The sequence below is a fragment of the Roseovarius atlanticus genome (genome assembly GCF_019802205.1).
In the GTDB taxonomy this organism is placed as follows: domain Bacteria; phylum Pseudomonadota; class Alphaproteobacteria; order Rhodobacterales; family Rhodobacteraceae; genus Roseovarius; species Roseovarius atlanticus_A.
In genome coordinates this window covers 934,527-957,220 of the sequence record NZ_JAHVHQ010000002.1, presented here as the reverse complement: position 1 = coordinate 957,220, position 22,694 = coordinate 934,527, and the positions used below count along the sequence as shown (strand labels likewise).

The window sequence follows — 22,694 nt, the reverse complement described above, 5'->3', positions numbered from 1 at the left end:
GCCGACACTCATTGTTCCGAGGAACCTGAAATCACGCCACACGGCAAATGGTATACTCAAAGACGCCGGAATTGATGCCAAGCTCTGACAGTCTTTGGTCAACCTCTATCTCAGAGCTAGACGACAGCGCCACGCTGTCCTTCCACCACCACTTGCGTAATGGTGACGACGTGATGCGTCAGGTTTTACAAGCCTGTTCGGACATGGGCCTGCGGGACCTGCACATCGCGCCATCCTCGCTTTTTCCCTGCCATGCGGCCCTGATCCCGTTCCTTGAAGACGGGACCCTCACGCGGATCACCACGTCCTACATGAACGGGGCCCTCGCCGAGGCGGTGCAGCGCGGTCTTCTGCCTCATCCGGTCCGCCTGCAAACCCATGGCGGGCGGGCCGAGGCCATCGCCTCAGGCCGACTGAAAATCGACGCGGCCTTCATCGCCACACCGGCGGTGGATACCGAACGCAACCTCGGCGGCGCTGCAGGCCCGAATGCCTGTGGCCCGCTGGGATACGCCATGGTCGATGCTGCCCATGCCCGCTTTGTCACCGCTGTCACCGATCACTACGTCTATGACTTGCCGCGTGTCTGCATCCCGTCCGAGCAGGTCGATCACGTGGTCACCGTTGACAGTATCGGCGATGCGCAACAGGTGGCCTCCGGCACGACCGCCCGTGCGCCGTCGGCCAAGGGACAGGCCATCGCCGACCTGACCGCCCGCCTCATTGCCTGCAGCGGCCTTCTACGCGACGGTTTCAGTTTCCAGACCGGCGCCGGCGGGACGTCTCTCGCGGTCGCCCGCAGCCTTGCGCCGATCATGGCCGACCGCGGCGTCACCGGCGATTTCGCAGCGGGCGGCATCACCGGGCCTCTGGTCGACATGCTGCATGCGGGTCTGTTCCGGCGCCTTTCGGACGTTCAGGCCTTCGACGGTGCCGCCATCACCTCTTACGCCACCGACGCCGAACACCACGCCATGTCCGCCTGGGACTACGCCAGCCCCGCCAATCCGGACAGCGCCGCGTCGCGCCTCGACGTGATGATCCTCGGCGCGGCAGAGGTCGACATGGATTTCAACGTCAACGTCACCTGCGCCAGCGACGGGCGTATCATCGGTGGCTCTGGCGGCCATGCCGACACCGCGGCGGGCGCGAAGCTGGCCATCGTGACGACCCCGCTTTGCGCCGGCAGATTTCCGAAGCTGGTCGAAAGGCTGACCTGTCTCACCACGCCTGGCCACACGATCGGCGCCGTGGTCACGGAAGAGGGCATCGCTATCTCCCCCGCCGCCCCAGAACTGGCGCGGGCCGCTAAAAGCGCCGGGTTGCCTCTGACATCTCTCGATGACCTGCGCCGCATGGCCGAGGCGCAGGCGACGCAACACGCAACAGCTCGATTCACCGATCGGATCATTGCCGAATGCGAGTCCCCAGGCGGCACCGTGATCGACCGCGTGGGTGCGCTGGACCCTTAAGCAAAAGAAAAGCCGGGCACAGAGGCCCGGCTTCCCCTTTGGATATGTTCCTGTCTCAGCCCGGGCTGAGACCGCGCAGGCGCTCCGACCGGCGGCGCAACAACTCCACCGTCGTCAGCAGCAGGATCGAGATCGTCACAAGGATCGTGGCCGCCGCAAGGATCGTCGGCGAGATCTGTTCGCGCAGGCCGGTGAACATCTGCCACGGCAGGGTCTGTTGCTGCGCCGAACCGACGAACAGCACCACCACCACCTCGTCAAACGACGTGATGAAGGCGAACAAGCCGCCCGAGATCACTCCCGGCAGGATCAACGGCATCTGGACCCGAAAGAAGGTCGTGACCGGGTTCGCCCCCATGTTGGCCGACGCCCGCGTCAACGAGCGGTCGAAGCCGACCAGCGTTGCCGTCACCGTGATGATCACGAACGGCACGCCTAGCGCCGCGTGCGCCAGGATGACCTTCACGTAGCCCACGAAGGCTTGATCCAGCCCCAGGTTCGCCTCCAGCCAGTTGCCCAGAGGTGCATAGAAAAAGAACATCCCGGTGGCCGAGATGATCAGCGGCACGATCATCGGCGAGATCAGGATCGCCATGATCGCCTGCCGCCCGGGAACATGGCTTTGCGAGAGGCCAATGGCCGCCAGCGTGCCAAGGCTGACCGAAATGAACGTCGCGAAGGGCGCGATGATCAGCGAGTTCTTCAGCGGCGTCATCCACTCGTCCGTGCCCAGGAAATCGCGGTAGTGCTTCAGCGAATAGCCCTCGGCCTGGAAGTTCAGCATCTCGGGCGTGAAGGTAAAGAAGTTCTCGGCGTTGAAGCTCAGCCACATCACCGGAATGAGCGGCGCGATCAGGAAGAAGAACACGAAGCCACAGATGAAGAGGAACGTGTTGTGCCACAGCACCTGGCCCGGCGTGTAATAGATGGGCACGTTCTTGCGGTAATCGCCGGTGTCGAGCCAATACGCGAACCAGCTGAGCACCGCGCCGATGATGACACCGGATATCGCTGCACCAAGACCGCCTGCAAAGAAGCCCGCGATGGCGAAGGCGGCGATGATACCCCACCGGGTCTGCGTGCGCTGGCCCGACATCTGGTGCGCCAGTGCCGCAATACCGGCCCCGATCACCGCACCCACAAGCGCGCCAAGCCAGGGCTGGCCATAGACGTTGCCCGCGACAAAGCCGAACATGGCGCCCAGAACCGCTGTCAGCGGCAGGGTGAATCCGGTCAGCGGCGGGCGCGGAATGGTGACTGTGTAGCCATCGTCTTGATCGGTCATGACCTAGCCCCCCAACTTGACGTTATCGATGCCCACGATCCTGTCGTAGCACCAGTAAAGCAGCAGCACGACGACCAGCAGGATGGTCCCCAGCGCGGCCGCAAGACCCCAGTTCAGCGAGCTGGAAATGTGATAGGCGATCCGGTTCGAGATGAAGACACCGTCGGTGCCGCCCACGATCTCGGGCGTGATGTAGTACCCGATCGACAGGATGAACACGAGGATCGAGCCCGCCCCGATACCCGGCACCGATTGCGGGAAATAGACCCGCCGGAAGGCCGTGACGTTGGTCGCCCCCAGAGATTTCGCCGCGCGCAGGTAGGACGGCGGGATCGTCTTCATCACCGAATAGAGCGGCAGGATCATGAACGGCAGCAGGATATGCGTCATGGCGATGATCGTGCCGGTCGCGTTGTTCATCAATATCAATCGGTTCGCGTCATCGACGAAGCCCAGCCACACGAGGATCTCGTTGATCACCCCCTGCTGCTGCAACAACACCTTCCAGGCGCTCGTCCGCACCAGAAGCGATGTCCAGAACGGCAGCAGCACGAGGATCATCAACACGTTCGCCGTGCGCAGCGGCAGGTTGGCCAGGATCCACGCCACCGGATAGCCCAGCAGAATACAGCTGCCGGTGATGATCAGCGACATGTAAAGCGTGCGCATGAACAGCTTGATGTAGATCTGCTGGTTCGCGGGCCGCGCCTCGACCCCGTCAAAGCCCAGCTGATAGTCCGCCGCGTTCAGGAAATACCCCGGCGTGTAGGACGCCTTGTAGACGCTGAGCGTCTTCCAGGTGAGCGGGTTGCCCCAACCCTTGTCGATCTCCAGAAACGCGTCCTTGAAATTCGGCTGCGGCTGTTCCGCCAGCATCTCCTGCGCCGCAACGAGCTGCTCTGCTCCGAAGCCGCTGTAGGAGGCCACATCGGCACCGGCCTGCAGCTCTTGAATCAGAGCGATCTTGACCGCTTCCCAGGGTTCTTCCTCGGCGACGACATCCTCTTCCGCGATGGCGGTATAGACGGCAAAGCTGGCGTATTCATAGGCGGTGCGCGGCAGAAGCGCGGAAATCTCCGCCCCCGGCAAAAAGCCGGTTCCGCCAGAATAGCTGTCGCCTGTCAGGACCTGAAGCCGCGTCCGGGCGTCATCCAGAACGGCTTGGTCGCTCTCCTCGGCGTTTTCTCCGCCGCGCATCAGGTCGAACCAGAAGGCCTCGTTGTCCCAGGTGTCCTCGGCAAGGTCTTCCAGCGCCTCGATCTGGTCTTCGCCGATCTCGTCAAGGTCGCGTCCGACAGACCGGAACTGCGAGGACAGGCCCGTTAATTCGTAGTTCAGGCGTGTGCCCAGCTTGGTGTGCTCCTTGGCCTCGGAGGCCAGGAACAGGTCGTAGTAAAGGGCCTCGTAGACCGGCTCGTCCGGCAGGTCGCTTGCGGTCGGGTCCCACTCTGCAATCGCGCTGACCGTCTGCGGCAGGGTATCGGGCACGATCGTGTTGTCGACCGACCGCAGCAGCATCGAGACGATGGGAACGATAAAGGTTACGAGGACGAAGATCAGCAGCGGAGCGATCAGCAGCAACGCCCGCATCTTCTGGCGGCGCAAGGTCCGCGAAAGGCTTTTCTTCAGCGGCGTACCGTCGGCGGCCAGAACAGGCCCGCCCTCGTTGCTGTCCGCAATGCGCAGCCCGTCATCGGGCGTGGGCGCCGCCTTGCCGGTCGTGGCGTCAGTCACATCGCTCATAAAGTCCCCGTCGGCAGTTTGTTGTTTTGTTTTTTGTCCGTGTGGAAGGGCCGCGGACGGCCCTTCCAGGTATCTCTAAGCGAACCGCTTATTGCGCCAGCCACGCCTGGAATTTGGCGTCGATGTCGTCGCGGTAGTCAGCCCAGAACTCGTAGTTGTAGAGGAACGTGTTCTGCGCATTCTCCGGGTCGGTCGGCATGTGCGGCGCCATGTCGATGCCCAGTTCCGCGTGCTGACCCACCAGCGGTGCCGAGGAGGCACGGGCCGGACCGTACGAGATGTACTTGGCCTGGTCCGCCAGACGCTGCGTGTCGGTCGCGAACATGATGAAGTCCTTGGCGCGAGCCAGGCGATCTTCGGGCAGACCTTCGGGAATGATCCAGCCGTCCAGGTCGAACACCTGCGCGTCCCACATCATGCCGATCGGCTGATCCTGCTCTTCGATGGCGGCGAACAGACGACCGTTGTAGGTCGAGCCCATGAAGACTTCGCCATCGGCCAGAAGCTGCGGCGTGTCGGCACCGGCGGACCACCAGATCACCTCGTCCTTGATGGTTGCCAGCTTGTCCAGCGCCTGTTGCTGACCTTCAGGGGTGGCCAGAACGTCATAGACTTCTTCCTTGGCGACACCGTCGCACAGCAGCGCCCACTCGACGTTGTTGATCGGACGCTTTTCCAGCGCGCGCTTGCCCGGATAGGTTTCCAGGTCGAACACGTCGCAGATGTCGTTGGGCGCTTCCACGCCTTCAGGCACCATGTCGGTGCGATAGCCGAAGGTGGTCGAATAGACGATCTGCGGGATGAAGCAGTCACCGACCAGCAACTCGCCGAAATCTTCCTCGGCCGAGGTGCCATCGGGCGCGGCGGCCAGGTCTTCCTCGGGGTCGATTTCCATTGCCAGGCCTTCGTCGCACAGGCGCAGCGCGTCAGCGGCCACGACGTCGACGACATCCCAGGTGATGTTGCCGGCCTCGTCCATGGCGCGCAGCTTGGCCACGGCCTCGTTCGAGCTTTCGTCCCAGATGACTTCCAAGCCTTCGTTCATTTCCTTGTACGGCTCGGCATACGCTTTCTGCTGGCTCGCCTGGTAGGCGCCGCCCCAGGATACGATGGTCATCGAATCCGTCATTTCCTGTGCGTGAGCCGACGCAGCAGCAACCGTCAGTGCGGTCGTCGCCATAAGTGTTTTCGTCAGTTTCATGTCATACTCCCAAAAGTACTCCCGTTTACCTTTCGGGCCCCATGTCACGGGAACAACATGCGGACCTCGTTCTATCCGGGCCGGCGCAATGGCCCGCCCGAATCCCTAAAAACTCCTAGTTCGCATCCAGTGCGCGGCAATCCTCGGGCAGCCAGCCGATCTCGATCGTCTCACCCGGCGTAAGCCGCGTCTGGTCCGGCGCGTTCCGCGACTTGATCACGAAATTGTCGTTGCCCGCCACGCTCAGACGGGTGCGGAAAATGTCACCCATGTAGATGAATTCCAGCACCTCGGCCTTGATCGTGTGGGTGCCTTCCTTGAGACGTTTCTTGTCGAATTCGACACGCTCGGGCCGGATCGAGACGCGCGTACGTTCGCCGACCTTGCTGACGTTGACCGGCTTGCAGTCGATGATCCCGCCATCGTCCAGCTGCACCTGGGCAAGACCGCCCTCGATCTCTTTCACGGTGCCTTCCAGCGTGTTGTTCTCGCCGATGAACTGCGCGACAAAGCTGTTTTGCGGGCTCTCGTACAGCTCGTCCGGCGGCGCCAGCTGCTGGATGCGGCCATCGTCGAACACCGCGACGCGGTCCGACATGGTCAGCGCCTCGGTCTGGTCGTGCGTCACGTAAACGGTGGTGATGCCCAGATCATGCGCCAGTTTGGTGATCTCGAACTGCATGTGCTCGCGCAACTGCTTGTCGAGGGCACCGAGGGGCTCGTCCATCAGAACCAGCTCCGGCTCGAACACCAGCGCGCGGGCCAGTGCGATCCGCTGCTGCTGGCCACCCGAAAGCTGTGCCGGGCGGCGGCCGCCGAAGGCGCCCATCTGCACCATGTCCAGCGCGCGCTTGACCTTGGCTTCACGATCGGACTTGCCGATCTTGCGAACCTCCAGCGGAAAGCTGAGGTTCTCGGCCACGGTCATGTGCGGGAAAAGGGCGTAGTTCTGGAACACCATGCCGATGCCGCGCTTGTGCGGCGGGATATCGTTGATCGACACCCCGTCGAGCAGGATGCGGCCATGCGTTGCGGTTTCGAATCCCGCCAGCATCATCAGACAGGTGGTCTTGCCGGACCCCGACGGCCCCAGCATCGTCAGGAACTCGCCCTTGGGCATGGAAAGGTTCAGGTCCTTCACCACGAGCGTTTCGCCGTCGTAGCTTTTCTGAACACGATCAAATGCGACAAACGCATCGCTCGCTTGCGATTCGGTCAAGAGTGTCTCCCCATATGTTTTTTCGTCGCGGTTGTTCCGCGTTTAACAGGAAATAAAGCCAGTTTCCGCCGGCGATGCAAGCAAACTCATTGAGTTTTTCCACAGCAGGCATCTCCGAAGGAAAATTAACCAAGGTCGCCCGGATTTAAGTCAGATTTCCTGCCTGATGACGCATCGCTGGCCTGTTGGTCCTCTGTTCACAGTGCTTGGATCGGGCAAGGGCGCCCGCAAACGGCCATTCCGGGACCCCACCAAGGTTCTGTCTATCAAGTTTTTTTTCGTGCATTCCGGTCGTCCAGCAGGCACCTTCGGGTCATCCCGGCACGTGCTGTCCGGCCCGACCAAGACGAGGAGCGATCAGACCATGAAAGACCTGCCCTTCACCCCCGTAGAGTACGACCGCCGCCTCAAGCGGGCACGGGCCGCGATGGAAGAACGCGGGCTTGATGCGGTCTTCATCACGGACCCGTCCAACCAGAACTGGCTGACCGGCTATGACGGCTGGTCCTTCTACGTGCACCAGGGCGCGATCCTGACGATGGACGGCCCGCCCCTGTGGTGGGGCCGGCACATGGACATGCTGGGGGGTCGCAGGACCTGCTGGATGGAGAATGACTTCATCCTAGGGTATGGCGACCATTTCGTGCAGTCGACCGAGCGGCACCCGATGCAGGACCTGGCGGAAGTGCTCAAGCGGTACGGGCTGGAGACGGCGACGATCGGGGTGGAGATGGAGAACTACTACTACTCCGCCAAGGCCCATGCTGTGCTCTGCGCCGAGATGCCGAATGCCAAGATCGTCGACGCCACCACGCTTGTGAACTGGCAGCGGATCGTGAAGTCCGACGAGGAACTGGTGCTGATCCGCAAGGCCGCGCGCATCTCGGAGAAGGTGATGCGCACCGCCATCGACATGGCCGAGCCGGGACTGCGCAAGAACGACCTCGTGGCCAGCATCCTGAAAGCCGGGATCGAGGGCGTGGACGACGATTGGGGCGACTATCCGGCGATCATGCCGCTGACGCCTTCAGGCCTTGACGCCACCGCCGCGCACCTGACCTGGAACGGCAACCCGATGCAGCCGGGCGAGGCGACTTTCTTTGAGCTTTCAGGGTGTTACCGCCGCTATCACGCGCCTCTGTGCCGCACCGTGTTCCTTGGCGGCGAGCCGCCGCAGGACATTCGCGACGCCGAGAAAGCGCAGCTGGAAGGCATCGAGGCGGGGCTGGACGCGGCCCGCCCCGGCAACCGGACGCGGGACATCGCGCAGGCGCTACTGGACGTGCTGGCCAAGTACGAGATCAAGCGCGAAGGGCGCATGGGCTACCCCGTCGGCGTCAGCTATCCGCCCGACTGGGGCGAGCGGACAGCGTCGATCCGGCTGGAGGACGAGACGGTGCTGGAACCCGGCATGGTGTTCCATTTCATGCCCGCGTTGTGGATGGATACCTGGGGTCTGGAGACGACCGAGACGATCCTGATCAACGAGGACGGCCCGGCGGAATGCCTGTGCAACATGCCCCGGCAGATGTTCGTCAAGGACTGACGCGACTCGGCCGGCGGAAACCCTGGTTAATGCCGGCGGGGTGCCGAAAACCACGTCGGTATCGCGTCGGTATTTGAGTGGTATTCCGTCGGTGGACCGCTTGGCGACCTAATCGTTACCGTGGCGCGCGGTGCTGCCCTGCGCCACGGTATGTCACACGGCTCAGCTCGCAGCCTTCATAAGACCTTCATCTTTCAGCTGCTTGTGCGCGAGGTCGAGCGCGAGGTTCGCACGTTCGACCAGGGTGTCGATCTCGGACTTGGAGATGACCAGCGGCGGCGAGATGACCATGCGGTCGCCCACGTGGCGCATGATCAGGCCGTTCGAGAAACAATGCTCGCGGCAGATAAGACCGGCGGTGCCGGCATCGGCGGCGAACCTGGCGCGGCTGGCCTTGTCGGGGCTGAGCGCGATGGAGCCCATGAGGCCGCAGATCGCCGCCTCGCCCACCAGCGGGTGGTCGGCCAGGGTTTCCCATTTTTCCTTCAGGTAGGGCGCGGTTTCCGTGCCGACGCGGGTGACGATGCCTTCCTCGTCGAGGATGCGCAGGTTTTCCAGCGCCACGGCGCAGGTCACCGGGTGGCCCGAATAGGTGTAGCCGTGGGCGAACTCGCAGCCGTTCAGAACCTCGGCCACCTCGTCGCTGACCAGCGAGCCGCCGATGGGCGCGTAGCCCGAGCTGACACCCTTGGCGATGGTCATGACGTCGGGCTTGATGTCGAAGGTTTCCGAGCCGAACCACTTGCCGGTGCGCCCGAAGCCGCAGATCACCTCGTCGGCGATCAGCAGGATGTTGTATTTCTTGCAGATGCGCTGGATCTCGGGCCAGTAGGTTTCGGGCGGGACGATAACGCCACCGGCGCCCTGCACCGGCTCGCCGATGAAGGCGGCGACCTTGTCTTCGCCCAGTTCGAGGATTTTCTGCTCGAGCTGGCGGGCGCGTTCCAGGCCGAATTCGGCTGGATCAGTGTCTTTTCCCTCGCCGTACCAATAGGGCTGGTCGATATGGTGGATGTCGGGGATCGGCATCCCGCCCTGGGCGTGCATCGCGGACATGCCGCCAAGCGAGGCGCTGCCCATGGACGAGCCGTGATAGGCGTTCTTGCGGCTGATGATCGCCTTCTTTTCCGGGTGGCCCTTCTGTTCCCAGTAGGTGCGCACGAGGCGGATATTGGTGTCGTTCGCCTCGGACCCCGAGGAGGCGAAGAACACGTGATTGAGGTCGTGCGGCGTCAGTTGCGCCAGCTTGTCGGCCAGCGCGATGGCGGGCACGTGGGTCGTCTGGAAGAAGGTGTTGTAATAGGGCAGTTCCTTCATCTGGCGGGCGGCGGCGTCGGCCAACTCGTCGCGGCCATAGCCGATATTGACGCACCAGAGCCCCGCCATGGCGTCGAGGTAATCGTGGCCTTCGCTGTCGGTCAGGGTCACGCCCCTGGCGCGGGTGATGACGCGCGCGCCCTTCTTGTTGAGCGCGTCACCGTGGGTGAAGGGATGCAGGTGATGCGCGGCATCCAGTGCCTGAAGCTCGGCGGTGGGCATATGATTGGTGATGGCGGTCATGGCGGTCCCTTTCGTGATCGGAGGATCGGACGGGGCGGCCCGGTCCGTTTGCCCCAGAATATGATCAAATTATTCGGAGTCAATCGAATCACGCCAAACCGGCGGATTGCTCCAGTGAAACGCGGACCTGCTCCATTCCCTGAATCACATCCTCGCGGATGGCGCGGGCCGCGCCTTCGGCATCGCGGGCGTGCATGGCGTCCAGCATGTCCTTGTGCTTGTCCGGCAGGTTCTGGGTGCCCATCCGCCCGCAGACCACCCGCAGGGACGGGCCAAAGCGCAGCCACAACCCCTCGGCCAGATCGGCCAGGATGGGAGCGTCGGCGATGCTGTAGATATGCGCGTGAAAGGCGTAATTCAGTTCCAGGTAGGCGCGCAGATCGCCCCCGTCGATGGCGGCGTCCAGATCGCGGTCGAGCGCGGTCAGGTGGTCGAGGTCTTCCAGCCCCGCGCGCTCGGTCGCCCGTAAAGTAAGGTGCGGATCAAGCCATTGGCGGGCAAGGATAAGCTCGGAAATGTTGTCGGCGGTCAGGGTGGGCACCACGACGCGGCGGTTGCCGCGGAACTCCAGCGCGCCCTCGGCGGTCAGGCGGCGGATCGCCTCGCGCACCGGGGTCATGCCCGCGCCCAGACGGTCGGTGAGCCCCTGGATGGTGACCGCCTGCCCCGGCGCCAGGTCCCCGAACAGCACCAGCGCGCGCAGCTCGCGATAGATCAGCTCGTGCGCGGGAACGCGGGCCGCTTCCGCGCTGTCCGTGCCGATTTTCTGGGCGGGTCTGCTCATAGGGTATGCTTTCCGTCGCGGTGATCCTCGCAATCACCTTGCGAGTTTAGCGGCTGCATGAAAGCATTACCATATTGCCATGTCCGGTTTTGTTTGATCAAATCCGGGGCCAAGATGCGACAGGCATCGAACCAAGGGGAGATACCGAATGACACAGAAGTTTCTGACCATGACCGCCGTTCTGGCGCTGGGCGCGACAAGCGCCATGGCGCAGGAAGTGCGCGTCTACAACTGGTCCGACTATATCGACGAGGACCTGCTGGCGAAGTTCGAGGAAGAGACCGGGCTGGAGCTGGTCTATGACGTGTTTGACTCGAACGAGGTGCTGGAGACCAAGATGCTGGCCGGCGGCTCGGGCTATGACGTGGTGGTGCCGTCGGGCACCTTCCTGCAACGTCAGATCGCGGCGGGCGCGTTCCAGAAGCTGGACAAGTCGCAGCTGCCCAACCTGGACAACATGTGGGATGTCATCGAGGAGCGGACGGCGAAATACGACCCCGGCAACGAATATGCCATCAACTACATGTGGGGCACCACCGGCATCGGCGTGAACACCGCGAAGGTGGCCGAGGTGCTGGGCGAGGATGCGCCCGTGGACTCGCTGTCGCTGATCTTCGACCCGGCGAACATGGAAAAGTTGCAAAGCTGCGGCGTGCATTTCCTGGACGCGCCGGTCGAGCTGATCCCCGCCGCGCTGCAATATATCGGCGAGGACCCCGACAGCCACGACCCCGACGTGATCGCCAAAACCGAAGAGGTGCTGATGGGCGTGCGGCCTTACGTGCAGAAGTTCCACAGCTCGGAATACATCAACGCGCTGGCCAATGGCGACATCTGCGTGGCCTTCGGCTGGTCGGGTGACATCCTGCAGGCGCGCGACCGTGCGGCGGAGGCCGACAACGGTGTCGAGATCGCCTATAACGCGCCCAGCGAGGGCGCGCTGATGTGGTTCGACATGATGGCGATTCCGGCCGATGCGCCGAACCCCGAGGGGGCGCACACGTTCCTGAACTTCATCATGGATGCCGAGAACATCGCGGCGGCCTCGAACTATGTCTATTACGCCAACGGCAACAAGGCCTCGCAGGAATTCCTGATCGAGGACGTGATCGACGATCCGGCGGTTTATCCGAACGAGGAGACGCTCGAGAACCTCTACACCACCACGCCCTATCCGGCGAAGGTGCAGCGGGTCGTGACCCGGATGTGGACCAAGATCAAGTCCGGCACCTGACGCAGGACATGACAGGACCCGCGCGGCGCACCCGCGCGGGTTCATTCCTTCAAGGGGACAGCAATGCCGGAATGCAAGTTCGCGCCGTGGGACGATCCGAATGAAAAACCGCTCATCCAGTTCAGGAATGTAACCAAGCGGTTCGGGACGTTCACCGCCATCGACAACCAGTCGTTCGATATCTACGCAAAGGAGTTCTTTGCGCTGCTGGGCCCGTCGGGCTGTGGCAAGACGACGATGATGCGGATGCTGGCGGGGTTCGAGGCGCCGACCGAGGGCACGATCCTGCTGGGCGGGCGCGATATCGCGCCGATCCCGCCGAACAAGCGCGAGGTGAACATGATGTTCCAGTCCTACGCGCTGTTTCCGCACCTGTCGGTCTGGGAGAACATCGCCTTCGGCCTGAAGCGCGACAAGCTGCCCGCCGACAAGATCGCGGCGCGGGTGGACGAGATGCTGAAGCTGACCCGGCTGGAAAAGTTCGCCAAGCGCAAGCCGCACCAGATTTCCGGCGGCCAGAGGCAGCGCGTGGCGCTGGCGCGCAGCCTGGCCAAGGGGCCGAAACTCCTGCTGCTGGACGAGCCGCTGGGGGCGCTCGACGCCAAGCTGCGGCAGGACACACAGTTCGAGCTGATGGATATCCAGGAAAAGACCGGCACGACCTTCGTCATCGTCACCCACGACCAGGAAGAGGCGATGACCGTGGCCAGCCGCGTGGCGGTGATGGATGACGGGCGGATCGTGCAGATCGCCACGCCCGACGAGATTTACGAGGCGCCCAACACGGCCTACGTGGCGGATTTCATCGGCGACGTGACGCTATTCTCAGGCACGGCGATGAACCGTGCGCCGGACGCCAGTCCGGACGCCAGTCCGGTGGCTGCCGAGACGCCGGAGGTCGCAGCCGAGGCGGCGCCGCAAGAGGCGGAAACGCCTGAAACAGAGACTGTCGAGACGCCCGAGGCGGTTGCCGAAATCGGGGTCCCGGCAGAGCCCGAGGCGCCGGTCGCGGACGAGCCCGCGCCGGAGCCTGCGGAGGATAGCGCAAAGCCTGCCACGCAGGCGCCGCAGGGACCGCAACCCAACCGGATGGGCCTGTGGCTGCATGACAAGGTCTGGGCCAGGGTCTTCGGCCCGCGCACCGACATCGTGCGGCAATTGCCGCCCCCGAGCCCCGCCGCCGCGACGGTGGCAAAGACAGGGACGTGGGCGGCGCGACCAGAGACTGTTTCGGCTGAAACCACCGATATTCCCCACGGCGGCATCACCATCGACTGGGCCGAGGGACAGCCGCCGCTGATCGCGCTCGACGGGCCGAGGGTGGAGGATGGCCAGCACGTTCAACTGGCCCTGCGCCCCGAGAAGATCGGGATCTCCAAGACCAAACCCGATGCCGTCAACGCGCTGAAAGGCAAGGTGATCGACATCGCCTACCTGGGCAACCTGTCGACCTATCACGTCGAGCTGGAAAACGGCACGATGATCAAGGCGCAGCTGGCCAACACGCGCCGCATCTCGCGGCGCGACATCACCTGGGAAGACGAGGTCTGGGTCAGCTGGACCGGCACGGCGGGCGTGGTGCTGACGTCATGACCCGGCGTCTGATCCTCATTCTCGTGCCCTACCTGTGGCTGCTGGCGCTGTTCCTGGTGCCCTTCGCCATCGTGCTGAAGATCAGCCTGTCGGACATCGAGCTGTCGATCCCGCCCTATACGCCGCAGCTGGACCTTTCCGAAGGGTGGGAGGGGATCAAGGGGTTCTTCGCCGCGCTCGACTTCGAGAATTTCGTGTTCCTGGCCGAGGACGACCTGTACTGGAAATCCTATCTTTCCTCGCTGCAGATCGCCTTTTTCTCGACCATCCTGACGCTTCTGGTGGGCTATCCCATCGCCTACGCCATGGCCCGCGCGCCGAACCACTGGCGACCGACGCTGTTGATGCTGGTGATCCTGCCGTTCTGGACCAGCTTCCTGATCCGGGTCTATTCGTGGATGGGGATCCTGTCGACCGAAGGCTACCTGAACCAGCTTCTGCTGGGTCTGGGTCTGATTTCCGAGCCGCTGACGATCCTCAATACCAATGTCGCCGTCTATATCGGGATCATCTACACCTACCTGCCGTTCATGATCCTGCCGGTCTATTCGGCGTTGGAGCGGATGGATGACAGCCTGCTCGAAGCGGCCGAGGATCTGGGCTGTTCGCGGCTGACGGCCTTCTGGCTGGTGACGTTTCCGTTGTCGAAGAACGGCATCATCGCGGGCTGTTTCCTGGTGTTCATCCCGGTGGTGGGCGAGTTCGTGATTCCGTCGCTGCTGGGCGGATCGCGGACGCTGATGATCGGCAAGGTGCTGTTCGAGGAGTTCTTCAACAACCGCGACTGGCCGGTGGCGAGCGCGGTGGCGGTGATCCTGCTCTTGATCCTGATCATCCCGATCGTGCTGTTCCAGCGCAACGAGCAGAAACAGCGGGAGGCGGAAGGATGAGCGCGCGCAAAACTCTTCGGAAGAGTTTTGCCAAAAGCTGTGACAAAGCTTTTGGCGACCGGGCACGGAAGGGGGCGCGATGAGGCGGTTAACATGGTTCAACACCACCTCCCTGACGCTGGGCTTCGCGTTCCTGTACCTGCCGATGATCATCCTCGTGATCTACAGCTTCAACGCGTCGAAGCTCGTCACCGTCTGGGCCGGGTTCTCGACCCGGTGGTACGGCGAGCTGTTGCGGAACGAAGCGTTTCTCGATGCCGCCTGGGTGACGTTGCAGGTCGCCGTGGTCAGCTCGACCATCGCGACGGTTCTGGGCACGATGGCGGCCTATGTGCTGGTGCGCGCGGGGCGGTTCTGGGGACGGACGCTGTTTTCGGGCATGATCTATGCGCCGCTGGTGATGCCCGAGGTGATCACCGGCCTGTCACTGCTCTTGCTCTTCATCGGGGTCGGGCTGGACCGCGGGGTGCTGACGATCATCCTGGCGCACACGACCTTTTCGATGTGCTTCGTGTCGGTGGTGGTGTCCTCGCGGCTGGTCAGCTTCGACAAGTCGCTGGAAGAGGCCGCGCTGGACCTGGGCTGTTCCGCGTTCTCGGCGTTTCGGCTGGTGACCCTGCCGATCATCGCGCCGGCGGTGATATCGGGCTGGCTGCTGGCCTTTACGCTGTCGCTGGATGACCTGGTGATCGCCAGCTTCACCGCGGGCCCGTCGGCCACGACCCTGCCGATCAAGATATGGTCGTCGATCCGGCTGGGGGTCAGCCCCGAGATCAACGCGCTGTCGACGATCCTGATCGCGATTGTCGCGGTCGGCGTGATTTCCGCCTCGCTGATTTCCAAGCGCCAGTTGCTGCGGCAGGAGGCCGACGAGAAGGCCGCGGTCAGGGCCGAGGCATGACCATGCTCAAGCGGATCTGGGAAGAGGGCGCGTATGGCACCTTGCCGGTGGCCGATTGCTGGTGGGCGGATACCGTGCCGCCGGGCGACTGGCCCGCGCTGGAGGGGGACACGACCACCGATGTCGCCATCATCGGCGCGGGGTTTACCGGGCTGAACGCCGCGCTGGGCCTGGCCGAGGCGGGCGTGGGCGTCACCGTGCTGGAGGCGCAGCACCCGTTCTGGGGTGCCTCGGGGCGCAATGGCGGGTTCTGCTGCCTGGGCGGGGCCAAGGCGAGCCATGCCGAGATAAAGGCGAAGTTCGGCGAGACTGAGGCGCGCGGCTTTGCCCGGGCCGAGATGGCGGCGGTGGATCACGTGGGCGGGTTGATCGAACGGCTGGGACTGGACGTGGACCGCCATTCGGAGGGCGAGACGCAGCTGGCCCATCGCCCCGGGGATTTCGAGGCGATGCGCGAGGATGTCGCGGCGACACGGGACCTTTATGGCGTGACGCCCACGCTGACCCCGCGCGAGGAGCTGTCGCAGGCGGGGTTCAGGGGGCCGTTTCACGGCGCCTCCACCATGCCCATCGGGTTCGCCCTCAATCCGCGGAAATACGCGCTGGGGCTTTGCCGGGCGGCCGAGGCGGCGGGGGCCGTGGTGCATGGTCACAGCGCCGTCACGCGGATCGAGAACCTGGCCGACGGGCGCTATCGGCTGCACACGGAAACAGGCTCTGTTACGGCCGAAAAGTTCATAGTCGCGACGAACGGCTACAGTGCGGACAATCTGCCGGACTGGATGGGCGCGCGCTATCTGCCGACGCAGTCGAGCGTGATCGTCACCCGGCCGATGAGCGATGAGGAACTGGCGGCGCAGGGCTGGACCAGCCGGCAGATGTGTTACGACACCCGGCATCTGCTGCACTATTTCCGCCTGATGCCGGACAACCGGATGCTGATGGGGATGCGCGGGGGGCTGCGGCACTCGCCCGGCACCGAGGCGCAGATACGGGCGATGATCCGCGCCGATTTCGCCAGGATGTTTCCCGCCTGGGCGCATGTGGAGACGCCGCATTTCTGGTCGGGCTTCGTCTGCGTGACGCGCGATCTGGTGCCCTACGCCGGACCGATCCCGGAAATGCCGGGCGGGTTCGCGGCGTTCGGCTATCACGGCAACGGCGTGTCCATGGGCAGCTATGCGGGGCGGCTGTTGGCCGACCTGGTGCAGGGTGAAACGCCCGACATGCCCTACCCGGCGCCACTGAACCACAGGCCGCGAAAGTTTCCGCTGGGCCGGTTCCGGCGCATGCTGATGCGACCCGCATACCTGCATTACGCGTGGCTTGACCGCTAGCCCTGGGGCGTCTTCACCTCCTTGGCGCGGCCGCGCTGCAGGCCAAGCTGACGTTCGCGGACGATGATGATGATCCCGGCCAGCACGATCAGCGCGGCCCCGATCAGCATCTGCCCGGTCGGCACCTCGTCGAAGATGAAATACCCGATGGCGATGGCGAACAGCATCGAGGCATAGTCGAAGGGCGCGATGACGCTGGCATCGGCAAAGCGGTAGGCGGAGGTCAGGAAGATCTGCGCAAGCCCGCCGATCAGACCGGCGAGAACCAGGTAAACAGTCTCTGTTCCGCCCGGAATCACCCATCCGAAGGGCAGGGTCAGCAGCGACAGCAGCGTCGAGGTGAGCGAGAAGTAGAACACGATCGCACTGGTCTGTTCGCTCTGCACCAGCTTGCGGATGTAGATCTGCGCCAGCGCCGCGCAGACCGCGCCCAACAGGACCAGCACCGCGCCAACGGCCTGCGCGGTTTCCACCGTCGGCCCGCCCAGCGTGGTCAGGCGCGGGGCCAGAACCACCAGCACCCCTACAAGGCCCAGCGCCACGGCGCCGAGGCGGAAGATGCCGACCTTTTCATCGAGGAACATCGCCGCGAAGACCACCACCAGAAGCGGCGCGGCATAACCCAGCGCCGTGACCTCGGGCAGGGGCAACAGGCCCAGGCCGGCGAACATCAGGCCCATGGCCGTGGTGCCTACGAACCCGCGCCAGAAATGGCCCAGCCGGGATTTCACCCGCAGGCCGGTCGACATTTCGCCCCGGATCGCCAGCCAGGCCAGGATCACCGGAATGGCAAAGAAAGAGCGGAAGAAAACCGCCTGTCCGGGCGGAACAGTGTCTGCTGCGGCCTTGATCAGGGCCGACATGACGATGAACAGCGTCACCGCGACAAGCTTGAGCAGAATGCCCGTGAGAGGTTTCATGGAGCGTCTCCGTCCCCCTGACGTGGCGGAAAGCGGCGGCAAAATCAATCGCCGTCCGCGCAAGGCCGCTATGACAGAAGTGATCCGGGCTGGGCCGCGGCGCGTACTGCCCTATAGTTACGGAGTATGATCATGCGCTTTCTTCTTGGCCTTCTGGCCACGGTTTTCGCCCTTCCCGCGCTTGCGCTGGACCTGCAATCCACCTTCACCAATATCGACGGCGGCACGCACCGATTGTCGGACTGGCAGGGGCAGCCGGTCCTGGTGGTGAACACCGCGTCGATGTGCGGGTTCACCGGGCAATACTCGGATTTGCAGGCGCTTTACGACACCTATCGCGACCGAGGGCTGGTCGTTCTGGCGGTGCCGTCGGACGATTTCAACCAAGAGTTGGCGAGCGAGGACGAGGTCAAGGATTTCTGCGAAGTGAACTACGACCTGACCCTGCCGATGACCGGCATCACGAACGTGCGCGGCCCCGATGCGCACCCGTTCTATCGCTCGGTGGCGCAGGAGGCCGGGTTCACGCCAGCGTGGAACTTCAACAAGATCCTGCTGAGCCCCGCGGGCGAGGTGGTGGGCACTTATGGCTCGCCCGTCAAGCCGATGTCGTCCACGATCACCGGCGAGATCGAGAAGCTGCTGGCCCGGACGGGCGGCTGACGGGGGTGGTTGCGTCCGCCTCCTTGCTGGGGGCGATGCTGTAGAGCTTGCGGTAGGCGCGAGAGAAATGCGTGGGGCTGGTAAAGCCGCAGAGCACGCTGATCTCGGTGATGCTCATCTCGGTCTGGCGCAGCAGGTTTCGAGCCTTTTCCAGCCGGATTTCGAGATAATAGCGGCTGGGCGAAGTGTTCAGGAAGGCCATGAAGAGCCGTTCCAGCTGGCGCACGGACACGCCGATCAGCGCGGCCAGCTCGCTGAGTTTCAGCGGATCCTCGATATTGCCGCGCATGATCTCGATCGCCTGGGTCAGGCGGCGGTTGCCGCGCCCGACGCGGGCGGGCAGGGACAGGCGCTGGGACTGGCTGTGGTCGCGGGGGGCGGTATAGACCATCTGTTCGGCCACGTATTCCACCAGTTTCGGCCCGTAATCCTCGCCGATGAGGTGCAGCATGAGATCCATCGACGAGGCCCCGCCGGCACAAGAGAACACGCGGCCGTCGACCGAATAGATCGTGTCCTGCACGGTGACCTGCGGCAAGGCCTCTGTCAGGGCATCGACATATTCCCAGTGGGTGCTGACCCGGCGCCCCGCGATCAGGCCCGCCAGCGCCAGGGTGTAGGCGCCGCTGGACAGAGAGCCGAAGGTGATGCCCTTGCGCGTCTCGCGCCGCAGCCAGGCCAGCACGTCCCTGGTGCTGCCCGCGGCGGCGGCGTGGCCGGCACAGACCACCAGCGTGTCCTCGCGGCGCAACTCTTCCAGCGCGCCGTCCACGGTGACGGTCACGCCGTTCCAGGCCCGGGCCGGGGCGCCATCGGCGCTGAGCAACCGCCATTCGTAATAGGCGCGGTTGCTGGAATGGCGGTTGGCGAGGCTGAGCGATTCCAGCGCACAGGTGAAGCCCAGCATCGAAAAGCCGGGGATCAGCAGGAAGACATAGCGTTTCGGCGGCTGGTCGGTGTCGCGCATCAAGAGATCTTTGGCTGTGGGTCACGCAAGGCCCGTGGACGGGGCGCGTGGGCGGTACCAATCACCCGGACCGGCCCTGCCTGTCGCGCGGGTTTTCGGCAGAAACAGGTCCGCAGGCGACACGATTTGACCCGATCCGCCACATCCCCGCGACGGGCCGGATCACGCGCGCCGGGCCCTCAGGCCACGCCCCAGTCCATCACCACCTTGCCGGAATTGCCCGAGATCATCGCCGCGAAGCCTTCCTCGAAGTCGTCGATGCCGATCCGGTGCGTGATCAGGCCGGAGACATCCAGCCCGGACTGCACCAGCGCGATCATCTTGTACCAGGTCTCGTACATCTCGCGGCCGTAGATGCCCTTGATATGCAGCATCTTGAAGATGACCGTGTTCCAGTCGACCGGAAACTCGGTGGGGGCGATGCCCAGCAGGGCGACCTTGCCGCCGTTGTTCATGCGCGAGATCATCTGCTGCATGGCCGCCGAGGCGCCGGACATCTCCAACCCCACGTCGAAGCCTTCGGTCATGCCGATCCGGTCCATCACGTCGCGCAGCTGCTCTTTGCTGGTATCGACCACGTGCTGCACGCCCATCTCTCGGGCGAGGTTGAGGCGATAGGGGTTGATGTCGGTGATCACGGTCTTGCGCGCGCCGACCTTCTGCGCAACCAGCGCGCCCATGATGCCGATGGGGCCGGCGCCTGTGACCAGCACGTCCTCGCCCACCAGGTCGAAGGACAGGGCGGTGTGCACGGCATTGCCGAACGGGTCGAAGATGGCGGCGATCTCGTCGGGGATATCCTCGGGGATCGGCACCACGTTGGATTCCGGGATGCACAGATACTCGGCGAAGGACCCGGGGCGGTTGACGCCCACGCCCTTGGTGTTGCGGCACAGGTGCCCGCGCCCGGCGCGGCAGTTCCGGCAGGCACCGCAGACGATATGCCCCTCGCCGCTGACCCGCTGGCCGATCCGGTATTTCATCGCGGCACGGCCCATATCGACGATCTCGCCGACGAATTCGTGGCCGACGACCATCGGCACGGGCACGGTCTTGGCGCTGAATTCGTCCCATTTCCAGATATGCACGTCCGTGCCGCAAATGGCCGATTTCTTCACCTTGATCAGCACGTCGCTCGGCCCCGGTTCGGGGACCGGGACGTGCTCCATCCACAGGCCCGGTTCGGGTTTGGACTTCACGAGGGCTTTCATCTGGTTCTGCATGGTCTAGTCCCACAAATCGGTGCTGAGGTATTTCAGGCCGCTGTCGCACATCACGATAGCGATGGTGCCGCCCTGTTCCAGCCCGCCCAGCAGCTGGATCGCGCCGGCCAGGTTGGCCCCGGCGGAATAGCCGGCGAAGATGCCCTCGGTGCGGGCCAGAAGGCGGGCGGCCTCGGCGGCGTCGCGTCCGGAAACAGTGACTGTTCCGGCCAGATCGGCGCTTTTTAAGTGCGTGAGGTCCGGCATGGAATAGCCGCCGCCCTGGATCGGGTGACCGGGTTTGTCGGGGGCGATCCCGTAACAGCGCACGCCCTTCTGGCCAAGATAGGCCGTCACGCCGCCCAGCGTGCCGCCCGAGCCGATGAAGTCGCAAAACGCGGTGACCGCGCCGCCCGACTGCGCCCAGATCTCGGGGGCGGTGCCCATCTCGTGCGACAGGGGGTTGCCCGCCCGCTCGAACTGGTCGGCGCGGTAGGCGTCCCGCTCCGCGGTGATCTTTTGCGCGGCGGCATCGACCAGCGCAAGGTCCGCACCCGACACCTCGCCCTTGCGGCTGCCTTGGGCCTGCGGGACGAGGATCACCTCTGCCCCCAGGGCGCGCATCATCCGGGCGCGTTCCTCGGAATTGCCTTCGCTCATCACCGCGACGAACGGATGGCCCAGCACGCCGCAGACAATGGCCAGACCCGTGCCCATGTTGCCCGAGGTCAGCTCCACCACCGTCTGGCCCGGCGCGAGGTCGCCCGTGGCGCGCGCGCCTTCGATGATCGCCCGCGCCGCGCGGTCCTTCTTGGAAAAGCCGGGCATCAGGTAGTCGAGCTTGGCAAGGATCCGGCCATCGAGGTGCAAAGCGTCTCTGATACGGCTCAACTCGACCAGGGGCGTGTCGCCCATGGCCTCGATCACAGAGGGCAGGACGGTCACGCGATCACCTCCAGTTCGCGGCCCACCGCCTCGAACGCGTCGATGGCGCGGTCCAGCATGTCACGGGTCAGGGCGGCGCTCATCTGGGTGCGGATGCGGTCCTGCTCACGCGGCACGACCGGAAAGCTGAAGGCGGTGACATAGACCCCGCGGTCATTGAGCCGCCTGGCCATCTCCTGCGCCAGTTTGGGGTCGCGCAGCATGACGGGGATGATCGCGTGCTGCCCGGGCAACAGCTCGAACCCCAGCTTGCCCATCCGCTCGCGGAAATAGGCGGCGTTGTCCCACAGCCGACCGCGCAGATCGTCGCCGCGCTCCTCCAGCAGGTCGAAGACGCGCAGGGAGGCGGCGGCGATCACCGGGGCAAGGGTGTTGGAAAACAGGTAAGGCCGCGAGCGCTGGCGCAGCCAGTCCACCACCGGCGCGCTGGCCGCGGTATAGCCGCCCGAGGCACCGCCCATCGCCTTGCCCAAAGTGCCGGTCAGGATATCGACGCGGCCCATGACGCCACAATGCTCGTGACTGCCGCGCCCGGTGTCGCCAAGAAACCCGGTGGCGTGGCAATCGTCGACCATGACTATCGCGTCATAGCGCTCGGCCAGGTCGCAGATCCGGTCCAGCCTGGCGATATAGCCGTCCATGCTGAACACGCCATCTGTGGCAATCAGGCGATGGCGCGCGCCCTCCGCCTCTTTCAGGCAGCGTTCCAGGTCAGCCATGTCGCTGTTTGCATAGCGATAGCGCTGCGCCTTGCAAAGGCGCACGCCGTCGATGATGCTGGCATGGTTCAGGGCGTCGGAAATGATCGCGTCCTCGGGGCCCAGAATCGTCTCGAACAAACCTGCATTCGCGTCGAACGCGGCGGCGTAAAGGATGCTGTCCTCTGTCCCCAGGAACCCCGCGATCCGCGCCTCCAGCGCCTTGTGCTCTTCCTGCGTGCCGCAGATGAACCGCACGCTGGCCATGCCGAACCCGTAGCGGTCGAGCGCGTCATGCGCGGCGGCAATCACCTCCGGATCGTCGGCAAGGCCAAGGTAGTTGTTGGCACAGAGGTTCACCACCTCGTGCCCGCCCTCCAGCGTCACCTCGCCCGCCTGCATAGAGGTGATGACCCGCTCGGTCTTGTAAAGCCCGTCGTCGCGCAGCCCGTCGAGGCGCCCGGCTATATCCGCATTAAATTTCTCGGCTGCCCGCATGGTGGGCTCCCTGTCGCTTTCACTGTTCTTCAAATA

The 22,694-nt window shown here is 64.2% G+C and carries 19 protein-coding genes; 8 read left to right on the top strand and 11 right to left on the bottom strand.

Annotated features, from left to right (window positions below; all coding sequences use genetic code 11):
* Window positions 1-47: 47 nt before the first annotated feature.
* The gene (locus KUV49_RS04820) at window positions 48-1,472 is read left to right on the top strand and encodes a citrate lyase subunit alpha (protein ID WP_222451857.1); all 1,425 of its coding nucleotides are present in this window, start codon (window positions 48-50) and stop codon (window positions 1,470-1,472) included.
* 55 nt (window positions 1,473-1,527) lie between these two features.
* Here KUV49_RS04820 and KUV49_RS04815 read toward each other — a convergent pair whose 3' ends face one another.
* The 4 genes from KUV49_RS04815 to KUV49_RS04800 all read right to left on the bottom strand — a co-directional run bounded on the left by KUV49_RS04815 (window position 1,528) and on the right by KUV49_RS04800 (window position 6,920).
* Complete coding sequence (locus KUV49_RS04815) at window positions 1,528-2,757, bottom strand: ABC transporter permease (RefSeq protein WP_152494200.1); 1,230 nt, start codon at window positions 2,755-2,757, stop codon at window positions 1,528-1,530.
* A gap of 3 nt (window positions 2,758-2,760) precedes the next feature.
* Entirely contained in the window at window positions 2,761-4,500 is a 1,740-nt protein-coding gene (locus KUV49_RS04810) for an ABC transporter permease (RefSeq protein ID WP_222451856.1), read from the bottom strand.
* An 88-nt stretch (window positions 4,501-4,588) separates the two neighbouring features.
* Window positions 4,589-5,701, bottom strand: coding sequence for an extracellular solute-binding protein (locus KUV49_RS04805; protein ID WP_222451855.1), 1,113 nt, complete (start codon window positions 5,699-5,701; stop codon window positions 4,589-4,591).
* A 115-nt stretch (window positions 5,702-5,816) separates the two neighbouring features.
* Entirely contained in the window at window positions 5,817-6,920 is a 1,104-nt protein-coding gene (locus KUV49_RS04800; protein ID WP_222451854.1) for an ABC transporter ATP-binding protein, read from the bottom strand.
* Window positions 6,921-7,284: 364 nt separating this feature from the next.
* Between KUV49_RS04800 and KUV49_RS04795 the strand changes: the two genes are divergently transcribed.
* Complete coding sequence (locus KUV49_RS04795) at window positions 7,285-8,466, top strand: M24 family metallopeptidase (protein ID WP_222451853.1); 1,182 nt, start codon at window positions 7,285-7,287, stop codon at window positions 8,464-8,466.
* Window positions 8,467-8,628: 162 nt separating this feature from the next.
* Here KUV49_RS04795 and KUV49_RS04790 read toward each other — a convergent pair whose 3' ends face one another.
* Complete coding sequence (locus tag KUV49_RS04790) at window positions 8,629-10,026, bottom strand: aspartate aminotransferase family protein (RefSeq protein ID WP_222451852.1); 1,398 nt, start codon at window positions 10,024-10,026, stop codon at window positions 8,629-8,631.
* A gap of 88 nt (window positions 10,027-10,114) precedes the next feature.
* The gene (locus KUV49_RS04785; protein WP_222451851.1) at window positions 10,115-10,810 is read right to left on the bottom strand and encodes a GntR family transcriptional regulator; all 696 of its coding nucleotides are present in this window, start codon (window positions 10,808-10,810) and stop codon (window positions 10,115-10,117) included.
* 148 nt (window positions 10,811-10,958) lie between these two features.
* Here KUV49_RS04785 and KUV49_RS04780 point away from each other — a divergent pair, with 148 nt between their 5' ends.
* From KUV49_RS04780 to KUV49_RS04760, 5 genes are all read left to right on the top strand, one after another.
* Window positions 10,959-12,044 (top strand): polyamine ABC transporter substrate-binding protein, encoded by a 1,086-nt coding sequence (locus KUV49_RS04780; protein ID WP_222451850.1) that lies wholly within the window; start codon window positions 10,959-10,961, stop codon window positions 12,042-12,044.
* Window positions 12,045-12,107: 63 nt separating this feature from the next.
* Window positions 12,108-13,637: an ABC transporter ATP-binding protein gene (locus KUV49_RS04775; RefSeq protein WP_222451849.1), complete on the top strand. Its 1,530-nt coding sequence runs from the start codon at window positions 12,108-12,110 to the stop codon at window positions 13,635-13,637.
* Window positions 13,634-14,527 carry an ABC transporter permease subunit gene (locus tag KUV49_RS04770; RefSeq protein ID WP_222451848.1) on the top strand — a complete coding sequence of 298 codons (894 nt, stop codon included), beginning with the start codon at window positions 13,634-13,636 and terminating at the stop codon, window positions 14,525-14,527. Before KUV49_RS04775 ends, KUV49_RS04770 begins: the two co-directional genes overlap by 4 nt.
* Window positions 14,528-14,606: 79 nt before the next feature.
* On the top strand, window positions 14,607-15,428 hold the full coding sequence (locus KUV49_RS04765) for an ABC transporter permease (RefSeq protein WP_222451847.1): 822 nt from the start codon (window positions 14,607-14,609) through the stop codon (window positions 15,426-15,428).
* On the top strand, window positions 15,425-16,765 hold the full coding sequence (locus tag KUV49_RS04760) for an NAD(P)/FAD-dependent oxidoreductase (RefSeq protein WP_261391416.1): 1,341 nt from the start codon (window positions 15,425-15,427) through the stop codon (window positions 16,763-16,765). The genes KUV49_RS04765 and KUV49_RS04760 overlap by 4 nt, the downstream gene beginning before the upstream one ends.
* Here KUV49_RS04760 and KUV49_RS04755 read toward each other — a convergent pair.
* Window positions 16,762-17,685 carry a DMT family transporter gene (locus tag KUV49_RS04755; protein WP_222451846.1) on the bottom strand — a complete coding sequence of 308 codons (924 nt, stop codon included), beginning with the start codon at window positions 17,683-17,685 and terminating at the stop codon, window positions 16,762-16,764. The two genes, KUV49_RS04760 and KUV49_RS04755, sit on opposite strands and share 4 nt — an antisense overlap.
* Window positions 17,686-17,817: 132 nt before the next feature.
* Between KUV49_RS04755 and KUV49_RS04750 the strand changes: the two genes are divergently transcribed.
* Entirely contained in the window at window positions 17,818-18,348 is a 531-nt protein-coding gene (locus KUV49_RS04750; RefSeq protein ID WP_222451845.1) for a glutathione peroxidase, read from the top strand.
* Here the strand turns inward: KUV49_RS04750 and KUV49_RS04745 are convergent.
* The 4 genes from KUV49_RS04745 to KUV49_RS04730 form a co-directional block, all read right to left on the bottom strand.
* Window positions 18,305-19,315, bottom strand: coding sequence for a GlxA family transcriptional regulator (locus tag KUV49_RS04745; RefSeq protein ID WP_222451844.1), 1,011 nt, complete (start codon window positions 19,313-19,315; stop codon window positions 18,305-18,307). The genes KUV49_RS04750 and KUV49_RS04745 overlap by 44 nt on opposite strands.
* 179 nt (window positions 19,316-19,494) lie before the next feature.
* Window positions 19,495-20,526 carry an L-threonine 3-dehydrogenase gene (gene tdh, locus KUV49_RS04740; protein ID WP_222452081.1) on the bottom strand — a complete coding sequence of 344 codons (1,032 nt, stop codon included), beginning with the start codon at window positions 20,524-20,526 and terminating at the stop codon, window positions 19,495-19,497.
* A gap of 15 nt (window positions 20,527-20,541) precedes the next feature.
* The gene (locus KUV49_RS04735; protein ID WP_315899546.1) at window positions 20,542-21,462 is read right to left on the bottom strand and encodes a cysteine synthase family protein; all 921 of its coding nucleotides are present in this window, start codon (window positions 21,460-21,462) and stop codon (window positions 20,542-20,544) included.
* Window positions 21,459-22,658: a glycine C-acetyltransferase gene (locus KUV49_RS04730; RefSeq protein ID WP_222451843.1), complete on the bottom strand. Its 1,200-nt coding sequence runs from the start codon at window positions 22,656-22,658 to the stop codon at window positions 21,459-21,461. The genes KUV49_RS04735 and KUV49_RS04730 overlap by 4 nt, the downstream gene beginning before the upstream one ends.
* Between the last annotated feature and the right edge of the window lie 36 nt (window positions 22,659-22,694).